The sequence below is a fragment of the Pseudomonas fluorescens genome, from assembly GCF_001708445.1.
GTDB lineage: Bacteria > Pseudomonadota > Gammaproteobacteria > Pseudomonadales > Pseudomonadaceae > Aquipseudomonas > Aquipseudomonas gorinensis.
In genome coordinates, this window is the sequence record NZ_CP015637.1 from 1415815 (window position 1) to 1431692 (window position 15878).

The following is a 15878-nucleotide window of genomic DNA, read 5'->3' on the forward strand; positions in this document are numbered from 1 at the left end:
CAACAAGGCCCGGGATTGTACCGGGCCTGGGCAAAAACATCAGCCTCGCGACTAAACCTCGCTGGGGCTCTCGCGCAGCTCGTAGGCCTGGCGCACCGGGGCGAACGAGCGCCGGTGGATCGGGGTGGGACCGAGGCGAGCCAGGGCTTCCAGATGAACGGGGGTCGGGTAGCCTTTATGACCACCGATGCCATAACCGGGGTAGATCAATTCGAACGCGGCCATTTCACGGTCGCGGCTGACCTTGGCCAGGATCGAAGCTGCGGCAATCGCCGGCACCTTGCTATCCCCCTTGACCACCGCTTCGGCCGGCATCGCCAGTTTCGGGCAGCGGTTGCCGTCGATCATCGCCAGTTTGGGCGTGATATGCAGGCCCTCGACAGCGCGCTGCATGGCCAGCATGGTGGCGTGGAGGATATTCAGTTCGTCGATCTCTTCGACTTCGGCCCGGGCAATATGCCAGCTCAAGGCTTTTTCACAGATCTCGTCGTAGAGTTTTTCACGGCGCGCTTCGGTGAGCTTTTTCGAATCGTTGAGACCCAGGATCGGGCGACTCGGATCTAGGATCACCGCCGCGGTGACCACCGCGCCACACAGCGGGCCACGCCCGACTTCATCAACGCCAGCCACCAGCGCATGGGCTTCGGCAACCAGACTGAAATCCAGGCCCATTTGCGTGCTCATAAGGCTTCCTGTTGTTGGCCAATCAAGGTCAGCACGGCATCAGCCGCCTGGTTCGAAGCATCACGGCGCAGGGTGCGGTGGATGTCATCGAAACCACGGGTCTGCTCTTCGCCGCCGTCGATCAAGGGTAGTAGCGTTTGTGCCAACGCCTCGGGCGTTGCATCGTCCTGCAACAACTCCGGCACCAACAGGCGCTGGGCCAGGAGGTTGGGCAAGGAGATATAGGGGCTCTTGACCATGCGCTTGAGAATCCAATAGGTCAGCGGCGCCAGGCGATAGGCCACGACCATCGGACGCTTGTAGAGCAAGGCTTCCAGGGTCGCGGTGCCCGAGGCAATCAGCACCGCGTCACACGCCGCAAGGGCCAGGTGCGACTGGCCGTCAAGCAGCGTCAGCGGCAGGTTGCGCCCCTCCAGCAGTGTTTCGATCTGCGCACGACGTTGCGGGCTGGCACACGGCAATACGAAGCGTATGCCAGGCTTCAGCGCCTGAAGGCGCTCGGCCGCATCGAAAAACACACTGGCCAGGCGACCGACTTCGCCACCGCGACTGCCGGGCATCAAGGCAACGAGCGGACCGTCGGCCAAGCCCAGTTCGGCACGCGCTGCGGCGCGATCTGCCTGCAGGGGGATGGTATCGGCCAACGTGTGGCCAACAAACCGTACCGGCACGCCCTTCTCTTCGTAGAACCTGGCTTCGAACGGTAGCAAGGTCAACATCAGGTCGCAGCCTTCACGGATCTTCAGTACACGTTTCTGCCGCCACGCCCACACCGACGGACTGACGTAATGCACGGTCTTGATCCCGGCCTGACGCAGCTTGAGTTCGATATTGAGGGTGAAGTCCGGTGCATCGATACCGATAAAGACGTCGGGCTTTTCTTCGATCAGCGTCTGAATCAACAGCTTGCGTCGAGCCAGCAGCTCGCGCAGACGGCCCAGCACTTCCACCAGCCCCATGACCGACAGGCGCTCCATGGGGAAGTATGACGTGAGCCCTTCGGCCTGCATCAGCGGGCCTCCCACACCGATGAACTCCACCGCTGGATGCTGGGCCTTCAACGCCCGCATAAGGCCCGCACCCAGGATGTCGCCGGAAGCTTCTCCGGCGACCAACGCAATACGCAGATTGGCCATGATCAGCGGGTAATGCCGCGAGTCGACGCCTGGATCGAGTCACGGAACACCGCGACTTCCGGGAATAACGCAGCCGGCTCGGTCAGTTCATTCAAGGCCTGTTCGACCGTCAACCCCTGGCGGTAAACCACCTTGTAGGCGCGGCGCAGGGCGTGGATCGCCTCCTCGCTGAAACCACGACGGCGCATGCCTTCGAAGTTCATGCTGCGGGCTTCGGCCGGGTTGCCGAAGACCGTGACGAATGCCGGGACGTCCTTGCCGATGGCTGTGCCCATACCGGAAAAGCTGTGGGCGCCGATATGGCAGTACTGATGCACCAGGGTGAAGCCGGACAGGATCGCCCAGTCATCAACATGCACATGGCCCGCCAACGCAGTGTTGTTGACCAGGATGCAGTGGTTGCCGATAACGCTGTCATGGCCGATGTGGGCATAGGCCATGACCAGGTTGTGATCACCCAGCGTGGTTTCGGCACGATCCTGCACGGTGCCACGGTGAATGGTCACGCCTTCACGGATGATGTTGTGATCACCGATTACCAGGCGCGTCTCTTCACCTTTGTACTTCATGTCCGGGGTGTCTTCGCCTACCGAGGAGAACTGGTAGATGCGATTGTGTTTGCCAATGCGGGTCGGACCTTTGAGGATCACGTGCGGCCCGATGACAGTCCCCTCGCCGATTTCCACACCTGCGCCGATGATCGACCAGGGGCCGACCTCAACGTCGGCGGCCAGAACGGCCGACGGATCGATGATTGCGCGAGGGTCAATCAAACTCATAGTTTGCGTTCCGCACAGATGATCTCTGCGGAGCACACCGGCTTGCCATCCACCGAGGCCTGGCATTCGAACTTCCAGATCTGGCGCTTGCAGCTGATGAACTTGGCTTCCAGGATCAGCTGGTCACCCGGGGTGACGGGGTTGCGGAAACGCAACTTGTCGGAGCCCACGAAATAGTAAAGCGTGCCGTCGGCAGGCTTGAGGTCGAGCATTTTAAAACCAAGGATACCGGCAGCCTGGGCCATTGCTTCGATGATCAACACGCCGGGCATGATCGGATGCGCGGGAAAGTGACCATTGAAGAATGGTTCGTTGATGCTGACATTCTTGTAGGCACGAATGCGCTTTTCCTCAATGTTCAGGTCCACTACACGGTCCACCAGCAGGAACGGGTAACGGTGAGGCAGGTATTCGCGAATCTCGTTGATGTCCATCATTTCGGGGGGAAGCCTGTAATAAAGATTGGGGGCGAGCGAACTAAACGCACGCCCCGCTAGCAAATCAAGGAGGCAGTCTAGCGGCTGTGCACACTTGATATGGAAATGGTATCAGCCTTCTGATGAAGCATTACCGCCAGGGGTCACGTCCCCAACACGCTTTTCCAGCTGCTTGAGGCGTCGAGCCATGTCGTCGAGCTGCCTCAAACGTGCTGCACTCTTGCGCCATTCAGCCGCAGGCTGCATGGCAGTACCGGAAGAATAGGCACCGGGCTCGGTAATCGAGTGGGTGACCATGGTCATGCCGGTGATGAAGACGTTGTCGCAAATATCGATATGCCCTACCAGCCCTACACCACCCGCGAGCATGCAATGCTTACCGATCTTGGTGCTGCCGGAAATCCCCACGCAGGCTGCCATGGCGGTGTGATCGCCAATCTGCACGTTGTGGGCAATCTGGATCTGGTTGTCGAGCTTCACGCCGTTACCGATCACGGTATCGGCCAGGGCCCCGCGATCGACAGCCGTGTTGACGCCGATTTCCACGTCATCGCCAATCAATACACCGCCAACCTGGGCAATCTTGTGCCAGACACCTTTGGCGTTGGCAAAACCAAAACCTTCGCCACCGATCACGGCGCCCGACTGGATCACTACGCGCTGCCCGATACGCACATCGTGGTACAGGGTAACGCGCGGAGCCAACCAGCCATCGGCGCCGATTTCGCAGCGTGCACCGATAAAGCAGTGTGCGCCGACCGTCACACCGGCAGCGATGCGTGCACCACTCTCGATCACTGCAAACGCGCCAATACTGGCGGCAGGGTCGACTTGGGCATCATCGGCGATCACCGCCGACGGATGGATACCGCCAGCGGCCTTGGGCTTCGGATCGAACAGATGCGATGCTTTCGCGTACGACAGGTATGGGTCGGCTACTACCAGCGCATCCCCGGCATAACCCTCGGCGTCAGCGGCCTTCAGCAACACGGCTGCGGCCTGGCAGTCGACCAGGTATTTACGGTATTGGGGATTTGCGAGGAAGCTCAACTGAGCTGGGCCAGCCTCCTGCAAGGTGGCTAGCCCAGTGATTTCTTTCTCCGGGGAGCCACGCAAGGTAGCTCCCAGGAACTCGGCCAACTCGCCGAGCTTGATAGTCGCGGTCATGGCTTACTTCAGCTGATTCATGCGCTCGATCACCTGGCGGGTGATGTCGTATTGAGGCTTGACGTCAATCACGGCGCCACGCTCGAACACCAGGTCAAAGGCACCTTTCTTGATAACTTCTTCCACGGCGCTGTCGAGCTTGGGCTTGAGCTGCTTGAGCATTTCGCGGTCGGCAACAGCCTTGGCTTCGTTCAGCTCCTTGGACTGGAACTGGTAGTCACGAGCCTTTTGCTTGAATTCAAGCTCCAGACGCTCGCGCTCGCCTTGCTGCATTTTGTCACCGCCGGCTACCAGACGATCCTGGATGCCCTTGGCGCTGCTTTCCAGCGTTTTCAGCTTGGTCAGTTGCGGACCGAATTTTTTCTCTGCATCCACTGCGTACTTCTTGGCCGCATCGGATTCCAGGAGGGCCATCTGATAGTTCAGGACGGCAATTTTCATTTCGGCGAAGGCCGGGGTGGCTACCAGCACAGTTGCCAGCAGAACCAATTGAGTCAACTTACGCACGATGTACTCCTACAGAATCCGTTGTCGTTATCTTGGGTCAGACGCTTAGAACGTCTGGCCGAGGGAGAATTGGAAAATCTGGGTTTCAGCGTTATCCGGTTTCTTGATCGGCATGGCCAGAGCAAAGCTCAACGGACCAAGCGCAGTCACCCATGTCACGCCGACACCCACGGAGCTCGCCATGTTACTCAGGCTCACATCGTTACATTGGGTGTTGGACTTCACGCCCGTTGGGTTGGTGACCTGCTCGCACTTGGAATCGAACACGTTACCCACATCCCAGAAAACCGAAGTACGCAGGGACCGCTGATCTTTGACGAACGGCAGAGGGAAGAGAATTTCCGCACCACCCTGGATCAACACGTTACCACCGAATGGCAGCGCACTAGTATCGGTGTCCGCCACGGTTCCGGTGTTACCGGTCACGGCAGCGCCACGGCTCGGGGTACCACGCGGGCCCAGTGTGCTGTCCTTGAAGCCACGCACCGAGTTGAAACCACCGGCATAGTAGTTCTCATAGAACGGCAGGCCGTTGGTCGAACCATAGCCGTCGCCATAACCCAGCTCAGTGTGCAGGCGCATGGTGTAGTTATCGCTCAGCGGCTGGAACAACTGGCCACGGTAGTCGAGCTTGAAAAACGAGAGGTCGCTGCCAGGCGTAGTGGTTTCCAGGGTCAGGCTCTGGGAGTGACCTCGGGTTGCCAGTACACCTTTGTTCAGGGTCGACTCGGACCAGCCGGCAGAGGCCTTGAAGTTCAGGAACTTATCGCCTTCACGACGGGTAAAGTCAAAGATCTCATCCACGGTGTACACACCGGTCTTGATCTCATCCTGCTGCGCGGTAAGGCCGAAGGTCAGGCGCGAGGTCTCGCTGATCGGGTAGCCGATGTTGACACCCGCCCCCAGGCTGTCGATCGCATAGCTTGCTACGTTAACGTCGAGGTCTTTGTAGTCGGTGGTGCGATAGAAGGCGTTGTAGCCCAGGCTCACACCGTCAGCTGTCCAGTAGGGGTCGACATAACCGAAGTTATAGCGGCTCTGGTATTCGCTTCGGGTCAGGCCAATGGAAACCTTGTTACCGGTACCGAGGAAGTTGTTCTGGGTGATCGAACCGCCCAGGATCAGACCGGCACTCTGAGCAAAACCGACACTGGCGGTAATCGAGCCCGATGCTTGTTCCTCTACGGCGTAGTTCACGTCAACCTGGTCGTCTACACCCGGTACGGCCGGGGTTTCAACGTTCACTTCCTTGAAGAAGCCCAGGCGCTCAAGACGGGTCTTGGACTGGTCGATCAGGTAAGTCGACGCCCAGCCACCTTCCATCTGGCGCATTTCACGACGCAGCACTTCGTCCGCTGACTTGGTATTGCCACGGAAGTTGATGCGGTTCACATAGGCACGCTTGCCCGGGTCGACCACGAAGGTGATATCCACGGTGTGGTCATCATCGTGCGGGGTCGGTACACCGTTGACGTTGGCGAAGGTATAGCCTTCGTTACCCAGGCGACGGGTGATCAGCTCGGAGGTGGTGGTCATCAGCTTGCGCGAGAACACCTGGTCCTTCTGCACCAGCAACAGCGCCTTGACCTGGTCTTCAGGCACTTTCAAGTCGCCGCTGAGCTTGACGTCACGAACCTTGTACTTCTCGCCTTCGTTGACGTTGACTGTGATGTAGACGTGCTTCTTGTCCGGGGTGATGGACACCTGGGTCGAAGCGATATCCATGTTGATATAGCCGCGGTCCAGGTAGTAGGAGCGCAGGCGTTCCAGGTCACCGGAGAGTTTTTCACGAGCGTACTTGTCGTCGTTCTTGAAGAACGACAACCAGTTGGTGGTCTTGAGTTCGAACAGGTCGATCAGGTCTTCATCAGCGAACTTGGTGTTACCCACCACGTTGATGTGCTGAATGGCCGCCACGGTGCCTTCGTTGATGTTGACCTTCAGGCCCACACGGTTACGAGGCTGCGGGATCACTTCGGTTTCAACGGTTGCGGAGTAGCGACCCTGGGCAACGTACTGGCGTTGCAGCTCGTTACGCACACCTTCAAGCGTCGCGCGCTGGAAGATCTCGCCCTCGGCCAGGCCGGATTGCTTGAGGCCCTTCATCAGGTCTTCAGTGGAGATCGCCTTGTTGCCTTCGATCTCGATACTGGCGACGGAGGGTCGCTCGACGACGGTGATGACCAGGACGTTGCCTTCGCGACCCAGTTGGATGTCTTGAAAGAACCCGGTTTTGAACAGCGCACGAGTGGATTCCACCAGGCGACGGTCATCAGCCTGTTCCCCGACGTTCAACGGCAAGGCACCAAAGACGCTACCCGCGGAAACCCGCTGGAGGCCGTTGACGCGAATATCGGAGATGGTGAAGGACTCGGCGTGAACTTCGGCGATCATCAATACGGTGAGAACCGCAGTTAGCAGCAGACGTTTCATGAAGTCCTTTCTTATTCCAACTGGCAATAAACAAACTGCCGCAAAATGCGGCAGATTCGCAATTCAGCGAAGCGTTACAGACGTCCCAGATCGTTGACCAAGGCTAACAACATCACCCCGACCACCAAACTGATACCAATCTGTATCCCCCAACCCTGCACCCGATCCGACAAGGGGCGACCACGCGCCCACTCGACCAGATAAAACAACAGATGCCCCCCATCCAATACCGGAATGGGCAGCAAATTCAGAACCCCAAGACTAATACTCAGATAAGCCAGGAAATTCAGGAAATCCGCGACACCCGACTGGGCAGAAGCGCCCGCCACTTTAGCAATGGTTATCGGCCCACTCAAGTTTTTTACCGAGAGCTCGCCGAACAACATTTTCTTGAGGGACTCGAGGGTCAGCACACTCATGGTCCAAGTACGTTTTGCACCCTCGCCAATCGCGGCCACTGGCCCGAAACTGACCTCGCGCACCATCGATGGCGGCCAGTCCGGACTTTTCACGCCGGCACCGAGGTAACCCCCGGCCGCCTTGGCTTCGCCCCGCACCGCCAGGGTGACAGGGACGTCGATTTGAGCACCATCGCGCTCAATTTTCAGCACAATTTTGGTATCAGGGCGTACACGTACCAGGTCGACCACTTGCTGCCATTCACCCAGCGCCTGACCATCAAGGGCCAACAGGCGATCACCGGTTTTCAGACCTGCGGCCTGGGCGGGACCTTTCGGGTCCAGCTCGGCCAGGACCGGCGGCAAGGCCGGGCGCCAGGGTCGAATCCCCAGGGACTTGATCGGATCCGGCTCGTCGGCCCCCTTGAGCCAATGGTCCAGGGCCAGCTCACGCGGGGACTCGGCAGTGGAATCCTGCTCGCGTACCACCACCTTGACGGTGCCGCTCTCACCCAAGCGACGCACCAGCTGCAAATTGACCGCGCCCCAACCAGTGGTCGGCTCGCCATCAATGGAAACTATTTCCTGCCCGGCGACCAATCCAGCCTTGGCGGCGATGCTGTCCGACTCAACCGCACCGATGACCGGGCGAATCTGCTCGCTACCGAGCATGGCCAGGACCCAGAAGAACACCATGGCCAGCAGGAAATTGGCGATCGGGCCAGCAGCGACAATCGCAATACGCTGACGAACCGTCTTGCGATTGAAGGATTGATCGAGCTGATCCGCCGGCACTTCGCCTTCGCGCTCATCGAGCATCTTGACGTAGCCACCCAGGGGGATCGCCGCAATCACGAATTCGGTGCCACGGCGGTCGTGCCAGCGCAGCAGCGGCATGCCGAAACCAACGGAAAAGCGCAGTACCTTGACGCCGCAACGACGCGCCACCCAGAAGTGGCCGAATTCGTGGAAGGTAACCAGCACACCCAGAGCAACCAGGGTGCCGACAATCATGTAAAGCGCACTCATCTAATTTCTCCGCATTCCAATCCAGTGCCTGAAGGCTAAAACGCGCCCAAAGACTAACGCGCGTTGCGGTTCAACCATTGTTCGGCCAGGGTCCGGGCCTTGGTATCCGCCTCGAACACTGCCCCCAAATCATTCACTGCCACCACGGGTTCAAGACTTAGAACATCCTCGATGATACTCGCGATCTGCGGAAAGCGGATGCGCCGTTCGAGAAACGCCGCCACCGCAACTTCATTGGCCGCATTGAGCATTGCCGGTGCGCTGTTACCCGCCTCGGCCGCCAGCCGCGCCAAACGCAGGCAGGGAAAGCGCTGCTCGTCCGGCGCCTCGAAGTCCAGGCGGGCAATAGCGAACAGGTCCAGAGGCGCGACACCCGAGTCGATACGCTCCGGCCAAGCCAGGGCGTTGGCGATCGGCGTACGCATATCGGGGTTGCCCAACTGCGCCAATACTGAACCGTCCACGTAGTCGACCAGGGAATGAATCACACTTTGCGGGTGAATCACCACCTCGACCTGCTCAGGCCGCGCGTCGAACAGCCAGCATGCCTCGATCAACTCCAGGCCTTTGTTCATCATGCTCGCCGAGTCGACGGAAATTTTGCGCCCCATGGACCAGTTCGGATGGGCGCAAGCCTGGTCCGGAGAGACATGCTCCAGCTCAGTCAACGGCGTCTGCCGGAAAGGACCACCCGAGGCCGTCAGCAAGATCCGACGCACGCCGACCTGGCTCAAGCCGCGAGCAAAGTCGCCCGGCATGCATTGGAAGATCGCGTTGTGCTCACTGTCGAGGGGCAGCAGCACCGCCCCGCTCTTACGCACCGCTTGCATAAACAATGCGCCGGACATCACCAGCGCTTCTTTATTAGCCAGCAGGATCTTCTTGCCGGCGTCGACAGCCGCCAGGGTCGGGCGCAAGCCAGCAGCGCCGACGATAGCAGCGACAACGGTATCCACCTCGGCATCGGCCGAGACCTGGCACAAACCTTCCTCCCCCACCAGCACCTGGGTAGCCAAACCCGCGGCGCGCAGATCATCCTGCAAACCCCGCGCAGCCGTAGCCTCGGGTACGACGGCAAAGCGCGGCGCATGGCGCACGCACAGGGCCAGCAACTCACTCAAGCGGCTGAAGCCGGTCAGCGCGAAGACTTGATAGCGCTCCGGGTGACGAGCAATCACGTCCAGGGCGCTCAACCCTACCGAACCGGTCGCGCCCAGCACGGTGACCTGTTGCAGGCGGCTCACGAGGCGCTCATCCACAACAGCACGGCAAAGATCGGGATCGCGGCCGTGAGGCTGTCGATGCGATCCAGCACGCCACCATGACCCGGCAACAGGTTGCTGCTGTCCTTGATCCCGGCCTGGCGCTTGAACATGCTTTCAGTGAGGTCACCCACCACCGAGATGAATACGACAATGGCCGTACCCAGCAGGGCCAGGAAGACTTCCTTCATCGACCATTCGCGCACGACACCAACAACAAGCGTGATCACCAGTGTCAACGCCAGGCCGCCATACACGCCTTCCCAGCTTTTGCCCGGGCTGACGGCGGGTGCCAGCTTGCGCTTGCCAAAGGCCCGGCCGGAAAAGTAGGCGCCAATATCAGCCCCCCAGACCAGCACCATTACCGCGAGGATCAGCTCATTACCAATCGGGTAGCGCTTGATCTCCACCAGCCCTTGCCAGGCCGGCAGCAGGATCAGCAAGCCAATCACCAATTTGCAGGCGACACTGGACCACTGGGCACTGGTGCGCGGATAGGTCAGCACCAGGAACGTCGCCAGCGCCCACCACAATACCGCCGCCCCCAATACCCAGGGCGCGATGTCCGGCAGGATGTACATCAGGAACAGCAACAGCGCTACCACCGCCGCATAGACCAGGCGTGGCAACTGCGTACTGAACCCTGCCAGGCGCGCCCATTCCCAGGCCCCGAGAATTACAACCAAGCCAATAAACAGCGCAAAGCCGGAACCGTCGAGCAGGAAAAATCCACACAAGGCAATCGGCAGCAGGATCAGTGCTGTGATGATTCGTTGTTTAAGCATTTAAACCCGGGCTCCAGCTTCGATCTGCTCGCTCGTTTTACCGAAGCGACGCTGACGGGAAGCGAAATCGGCCAGCGCTTTACGCATGGCATCGTGTTTGAAGTCCGGCCAGAACAGGTCGGAGAAGTACAACTCGGTGTAGGCCAATTGCCACAATAGAAAGTTACTGATGCGGTGCTCACCACCGGTGCGGATACACAGGTCCGGCAACGGCAGGTCGCCGGTCACCAGACAGGTTTGCAACAGTTCGGGCGTGATGTCGTCCGGGCGCAGATGGCCGGCCTGCACTTCGCGAGCCAGCCGCTGCGCAGCCTGGGCGATATCCCACTGGCCGCCATAGTTGGCGGCGATCTGCAATACAAAGCGGTCGCTGCCAGCCGTGATCGCCTCGGCTTCGCGCATGGCGGCCTGCAAATCCGGATGGAATCGCGAACGATCACCGATGATGCGCAGGCTGATCTTATTGTCGTTGAGACGCTTGGCCTCACGACGCAAGGCCTTGAAGAACAGGTCCATCAGGGCACTGACTTCCTCGGCAGGCCGCTGCCAGTTTTCACTGGAGAAGGCGAACAGGGTCAACACTTCGACCTTGGCCTCGGCACACACCTCAATCACCGCCCGCACCGCATCGACACCCGCTTTATGCCCGGCGACACCAGGCAGAAAGCGTTTCTTCGCCCAGCGATTATTCCCATCCATGATGATCGCGACATGGCGCGGCACCACAGAGGGCACAGTCTGCTTGGTCTTTTCCATGAAGGCGTCCTGACCCCTTATACGGCCATCAGGTCCTTTTCTTTTTCTTCGGTAGCCTTGGTAATCTGGGCCTCGGCTTCTTTAGTCAGCTTGTCGATATCGGCAATAGCGCGACGTTCTTCGTCTTCGCTGATTTCCTTGTCCTTGACCAGCTTCTTCAGGTCACCCAACGCATCACGACGGATGTTGCGCACGGCAACACGCGCGTCTTCAGCAGCACTGCGCGCCTGCTTGGTGAAGCCCTTGCGGGTTTCTTCGGTCAGTGCCGGCATGGAGATCAGCAACAACTCGCCCAGGTTGGTCGGGTTGAGGTTCAGGCCGGCACTTTGGATGGCTTTGTCGACAGCAGCGAGCATGTTGCGCTCGAAAGCCACGACTTGCAGGGTGCGCGAATCTTTTACGGTTACGTTGGCCACACCGCTCAGGGGGGTGTCGGCGCCGTAATACGGCACCATCACGCTACCCAGGATGCTCGGGTGCGCCTTGCCGGTACGAATCTGGCCGAATGCGTGGCTCAGAGACTCCAGGGATTTCTGCATACGCGCTTGGGCGTCTTTCTTGATGTCATTGATCATTGTTGGCCTTCCTCGATCAGAGTCCCTTCCGCGCCGCCGTGTACGATATTCAGCAGGGCGCCGGGCTTGTTCATGTTAAATACGCGCAGCGGCATCTTATGGTCGCGGCACAGGCAAATAGCCGTCAGGTCCATCACGCCCAGCTTGCGATCCAGCACTTCATCGTAGGTCAGATGATCGAACTTCTCGGCATGCGGGTCTTTGAATGGGTCTGCGGTGTATACGCCATCCACCTTGGTGGCCTTGAGCACTACGTCAGCATCGATTTCGATGGCGCGCAAGCAAGCAGCCGAATCCGTGGTAAAGAATGGATTGCCAGTACCGGCGGCGAAGATCACCACTTCCTTGGAGTTCAAGTGACGCATGGCTTTGCGGCGATCATAGTGATCGGTCACACCAACCATGGAAATAGCCGACATCACGATTGCCGAGATATTGGCACGCTCCAGGGCGTCGCGCATGGCCAGGGCGTTCATCACAGTGGCCAGCATGCCCATGTGGTCACCCGTGACCCGATCCATACCGGCCGCACTCAGTGCCGCGCCGCGGAACAGGTTACCACCCCCGATCACCAGGCCGACCTGGACACCGATGCCGACCAGTTGGCCGACTTCCAGCGCCATGCGATCGAGCACCTTGGGATCGATCCCGAACTCTTCCGAGCCCATCAGGGCCTCGCCGCTAAGCTTGAGTAGAATGCGTTTATAGCGAGCCTGATAACCACTGCCCTGCTGAGCCATTGCGAATCTCTCCTGCGGCGTATTTTTAAAAATTCTTGGCGAGCCGTTTACGGCTTGCGTTCACTCTAGCTGGACGCTATCACAGCGCCATCGGATCACGGCTTTGTAAGCCAGTTCCGAGGGGAAGCCAAATAAAATTAGCCTTCCCATTTGAAAAGAGGCTGCGCGCGTGAGCGGGCAGCCTCTTTCGGGCGACAGTTGGAACCTGTCTTATTGCTTGGCGGCAGCCAGCTGGGCAGCAACTTCTTCAGCGAAGTTGTCGACCGGCTTCTCGATGCCTTCGCCTACTTTGAAGTAAGTGAAGGAAACGATTTCAGCACCGGCTTTCTTGGCCAGCTCGCCAACCTTGATTTCAGGGTTCTTGACGAACGCCTGCTCAACCAGGCTTGCTTCAGCCAGGAACTTGCTGATACGGCCTTTGATCATGTTTTCAACGATGTTCTCTGGCTTGCCAGCGATTTTGTCAGCGTTGAGGCTCAGGAACACAGCTTTTTCGCGCTCGATTGCGTCAGCAGACACTTCCGATGGCAGCAGGAACTCAGGATTGCTGGCCGCTACGTGCATAGCGATGTCTTTGGCCAGCTCAACAGTGCCGCCCTTCAGAACAACAGCTACACCGATCTTGTTGCCGTGCAGGTAACCACCAACAACATCACCTTCAACGCGAACCAGGCGACGAATGTTGACGTTTTCGCCAACCTTGCCGACCAGTACCAGACGGTCTGCTTCTTGAGCTTCGATCAGCGGAGCGGCGTCAGTCAGTTTGTCGGCGAACGCTTTCTCAACGCTGGCAGCAACAAATGCCTTGAAGTCGTCCTGCAGGGCCAGGAAGTCAGTCTGCGAGTTCACTTCCAGCAGGACTGCGGATTTACCGTCTTCCTTCAGGGCGATAGCGCCTTCAGCAGCAACGTTGCCTGCTTTCTTGGCAGCCTTGATGGCGCCGGAAGCACGCATGTCATCAATGGCTTTTTCGATGTCGCCGCCGGCCTTGGTCAAGGCCTTTTTGCAATCCATCATGCCTTCGCCGGTACGCTCACGCAGTTCTTTGACCAACGCTGCAGTAATCTCTGCCATTTCAAAATCCTCTTGGATAGGTTTTCAACCATTCCACCCGATCAAACGGGCGATCAATTCTTCCCGAATCTCCCTTGTAGGCCGCTGCACGTTACAGATGATGTAGCTGCGCTGCCGACAAATGGTTTTCGAGGTGGCAAAAAGGGGGCCAAGCCCCCTTTTTGCTTACTGAGTCAACGCCAGGGCGTCAATTACTCAGCTGCGGCTACCGGAGCTTCTTCAACGAACTGCTCGGTGCCACCAGCAACGTGGTTGCGACCACGGATAACAGCGTCAGCCATCGAACCCATGTACAGCTGGATAGCGCGGATGGCGTCATCGTTGCCTGGGATGATGTAGTCAACGCCTTCCGGGCTGCTGTTGGTATCGACTACGCCGATAACAGGGATGCCCAGCTTGTTGGCTTCGGTGATCGCGATGCGCTCGTGATCAACGTCGATAACGAACAGTGCGTCAGGCAGACCGCCCATGTCCTTGATACCACCCAGGGAACGATCGAGCTTTTCCAGGTCGCGAGTGCGCATCAGCGCCTCTTTCTTGGTCAGCTTGGCGAAAGTACCGTCTTCGGCTTGCACTTCAAGGTCACGCAGACGCTTGATGGAAGCACGGATGGTTTTGAAGTTGGTCAGCATGCCGCCCAACCAGCGGTGATCGACGTACGGCGAACCGCAACGTGCTGCTTCTTCAGCAACGATCTTGCCAGCGGAACGCTTGGTGCCAACGAACAGAATCTTGTTTTTGCCCTGGGCCAGGCGCTCTACGAAAGTCAGCGCTTCGTTGAACATTGGCAGGGTTTTTTCAAGGTTGATGATGTGGATCTTGTTACGCGCGCCGAAAATGTACTTACCCATTTTCGGGTTCCAGTAACGGGTCTGGTGACCGAAGTGCACACCGGCCTTCAGCATATCGCGCATGTTGACTTGGGACATGATAGTTCCTTAATAAGTCGGGTTTGGCCTCCACGTATCCCAATGACCAACCAGCGGCATCAAGGCCTCCGGCACCCAGGTCATCGTGTCGACACGTGTGTGGATTTAAGCTTTGCGGGGTATCCCCGGAAAGCGGCGCATTTTATACCACAGCAAGGGCGAAAACGAAACCCGCAATCACATTTGCCAACGACGTCTTTTGCGCAAGCCTTTGAATAGAGCCAATATAGCCCCACCTTATAGAGAGAACCGATCACCAGACGCTCATGATTTGCCACCCGCGTCTGGTAGAATCGCGTTTTTTGGGCTTGTGCGAATTCTGTAACCTTTTGTCGCACGCCCGCAAACCGTATTGATTTCAGCGCGTCGCGCTAGAGAGAGCCTGTATGACCGTCACTTTGAAAACCGCCGAAGACATCGCAGGCATGCGCGTTGCCGGCAAACTGGCTGCCGACGTGCTGGAAATGATCGCCGAACACGTCAAGCCAGGCGTCACTACTGAAGCGCTGGACCGTATCTGCCACGACTATATCGTCAACGTGCAAAAGGCCATCCCTGCGCCGCTGAACTACAAGGGCTTCCCCAAGTCGATCTGCACCTCGATCAACCACGTGGTATGCCACGGGATTCCCGGCGATAAGCCGTTGAAAGACGGGGACACCCTGAACATCGACGTCACCGTGATCAAGGATGGCTACCACGGCGACACCAGCCGCATGTTCCACGTCGGCACCGTACCGGTCTGGGCTGAGCGCCTGTCCCAGGTCACCCAGGAATGCATGTACAAGGCCATCGAGATCGTCAAGCCTGGCTGCCGCCTGGGCGACATCGGTGAAGTGATCCAGAAGCACGCGGAAAAGAACGGTTTCTCGGTCGTCCGCGAATTCTGCGGCCACGGTATCGGCAAGGTGTTCCACGAAGAACCGCAGATCCTGCACTACGGCCGCGCCGGCACCGGCATGGAACTCAAGGCAGGCATGACCTTCACCATCGAGCCGATGATCAACCAGGGCAAGGCCGACACCAAGGTTCTGGGCGACGGCTGGACCGCCATCACCAAGGACCGCAAGCTCTCGGCCCAGTGGGAACACACCCTGCTGGTCACCGACACCGGCTACGAAATCTTCACCCTGCGTGCGGACGACACGATCCCACGCATTTCGGGTGCGGCTTCGGCGTAACGGCTG

Annotated in this window: 16 protein-coding genes; 1 reads left to right on the top strand and 15 read right to left on the bottom strand. The window is 58.7% G+C overall.

What is annotated here, in order from left to right; all coding sequences use genetic code 11:
* Positions 1–51: 51 nt before the first annotated feature.
* The 15 genes from rnhB to rpsB all read right to left on the bottom strand — a co-directional run bounded on the left by rnhB (position 52) and on the right by rpsB (position 14691).
* Positions 52–684: a ribonuclease HII gene (rnhB, locus tag A7317_RS06300; RefSeq protein WP_024073835.1), complete on the bottom strand. Its 633-nt coding sequence runs from the start codon at positions 682–684 to the stop codon at positions 52–54.
* The gene (lpxB, locus tag A7317_RS06305; protein ID WP_024073834.1) at positions 681–1820 is read right to left on the bottom strand and encodes a lipid-A-disaccharide synthase; all 1140 of its coding nucleotides are present in this window, start codon (positions 1818–1820) and stop codon (positions 681–683) included. The genes rnhB and lpxB overlap by 4 nt, the downstream gene beginning before the upstream one ends.
* Positions 1821–1822: 2 nt before the next feature.
* Entirely contained in the window at positions 1823–2599 is a 777-nt protein-coding gene (gene lpxA, locus A7317_RS06310) for an acyl-ACP--UDP-N-acetylglucosamine O-acyltransferase (protein WP_024073833.1), read from the bottom strand.
* Positions 2596–3036 (bottom strand): 3-hydroxyacyl-ACP dehydratase FabZ, encoded by a 441-nt coding sequence (fabZ, locus tag A7317_RS06315; RefSeq protein ID WP_016976866.1) that lies wholly within the window; start codon positions 3034–3036, stop codon positions 2596–2598. The genes lpxA and fabZ overlap by 4 nt, the downstream gene beginning before the upstream one ends.
* Positions 3037–3147: 111 nt before the next feature.
* The gene (gene lpxD, locus A7317_RS06320; protein ID WP_024073832.1) at positions 3148–4203 is read right to left on the bottom strand and encodes a UDP-3-O-(3-hydroxymyristoyl)glucosamine N-acyltransferase; all 1056 of its coding nucleotides are present in this window, start codon (positions 4201–4203) and stop codon (positions 3148–3150) included.
* 3 nt (positions 4204–4206) lie between these two features.
* A complete protein-coding gene (locus A7317_RS06325; protein ID WP_003219314.1) occupies positions 4207–4710 on the bottom strand; it encodes an OmpH family outer membrane protein in 504 nt (167 codons plus the stop codon).
* Between the two features lie 45 nt (positions 4711–4755).
* Positions 4756–7143: an outer membrane protein assembly factor BamA gene (bamA, locus tag A7317_RS06330; RefSeq protein ID WP_024073831.1), complete on the bottom strand. Its 2388-nt coding sequence runs from the start codon at positions 7141–7143 to the stop codon at positions 4756–4758.
* Positions 7144–7217: 74 nt separating this feature from the next.
* The gene (rseP, locus tag A7317_RS06335) at positions 7218–8570 is read right to left on the bottom strand and encodes a sigma E protease regulator RseP (protein ID WP_024073830.1); all 1353 of its coding nucleotides are present in this window, start codon (positions 8568–8570) and stop codon (positions 7218–7220) included.
* A 53-nt stretch (positions 8571–8623) separates the two neighbouring features.
* Positions 8624–9814, bottom strand: coding sequence for a 1-deoxy-D-xylulose-5-phosphate reductoisomerase (ispC, locus tag A7317_RS06340; protein WP_024073829.1), 1191 nt, complete (start codon positions 9812–9814; stop codon positions 8624–8626).
* Positions 9811–10617: a phosphatidate cytidylyltransferase gene (locus tag A7317_RS06345; RefSeq protein ID WP_024073828.1), complete on the bottom strand. Its 807-nt coding sequence runs from the start codon at positions 10615–10617 to the stop codon at positions 9811–9813. Before A7317_RS06345 ends, ispC begins: the two co-directional genes overlap by 4 nt.
* Complete coding sequence (gene uppS / locus A7317_RS06350; protein ID WP_024073827.1) at positions 10618–11373, bottom strand: polyprenyl diphosphate synthase; 756 nt, start codon at positions 11371–11373, stop codon at positions 10618–10620.
* A gap of 17 nt (positions 11374–11390) precedes the next feature.
* Entirely contained in the window at positions 11391–11948 is a 558-nt protein-coding gene (gene frr / locus A7317_RS06355; RefSeq protein ID WP_024073826.1) for a ribosome recycling factor, read from the bottom strand.
* The gene (pyrH, locus tag A7317_RS06360; protein ID WP_003189161.1) at positions 11945–12688 is read right to left on the bottom strand and encodes a UMP kinase; all 744 of its coding nucleotides are present in this window, start codon (positions 12686–12688) and stop codon (positions 11945–11947) included. Before pyrH ends, frr begins: the two co-directional genes overlap by 4 nt.
* A 210-nt stretch (positions 12689–12898) precedes the next feature.
* The gene (gene tsf / locus A7317_RS06365) at positions 12899–13762 is read right to left on the bottom strand and encodes a translation elongation factor Ts (protein ID WP_024073825.1); all 864 of its coding nucleotides are present in this window, start codon (positions 13760–13762) and stop codon (positions 12899–12901) included.
* Between the two features lie 191 nt (positions 13763–13953).
* Positions 13954–14691: a 30S ribosomal protein S2 gene (gene rpsB / locus A7317_RS06370; RefSeq protein WP_003219330.1), complete on the bottom strand. Its 738-nt coding sequence runs from the start codon at positions 14689–14691 to the stop codon at positions 13954–13956.
* 386 nt (positions 14692–15077) lie between these two features.
* Between rpsB and map the strand changes: the two genes are divergently transcribed.
* The gene (gene map, locus A7317_RS06375; protein WP_024073824.1) at positions 15078–15872 is read left to right on the top strand and encodes a type I methionyl aminopeptidase; all 795 of its coding nucleotides are present in this window, start codon (positions 15078–15080) and stop codon (positions 15870–15872) included.
* The last annotated feature ends 6 nt before the right edge of the window (positions 15873–15878 follow it).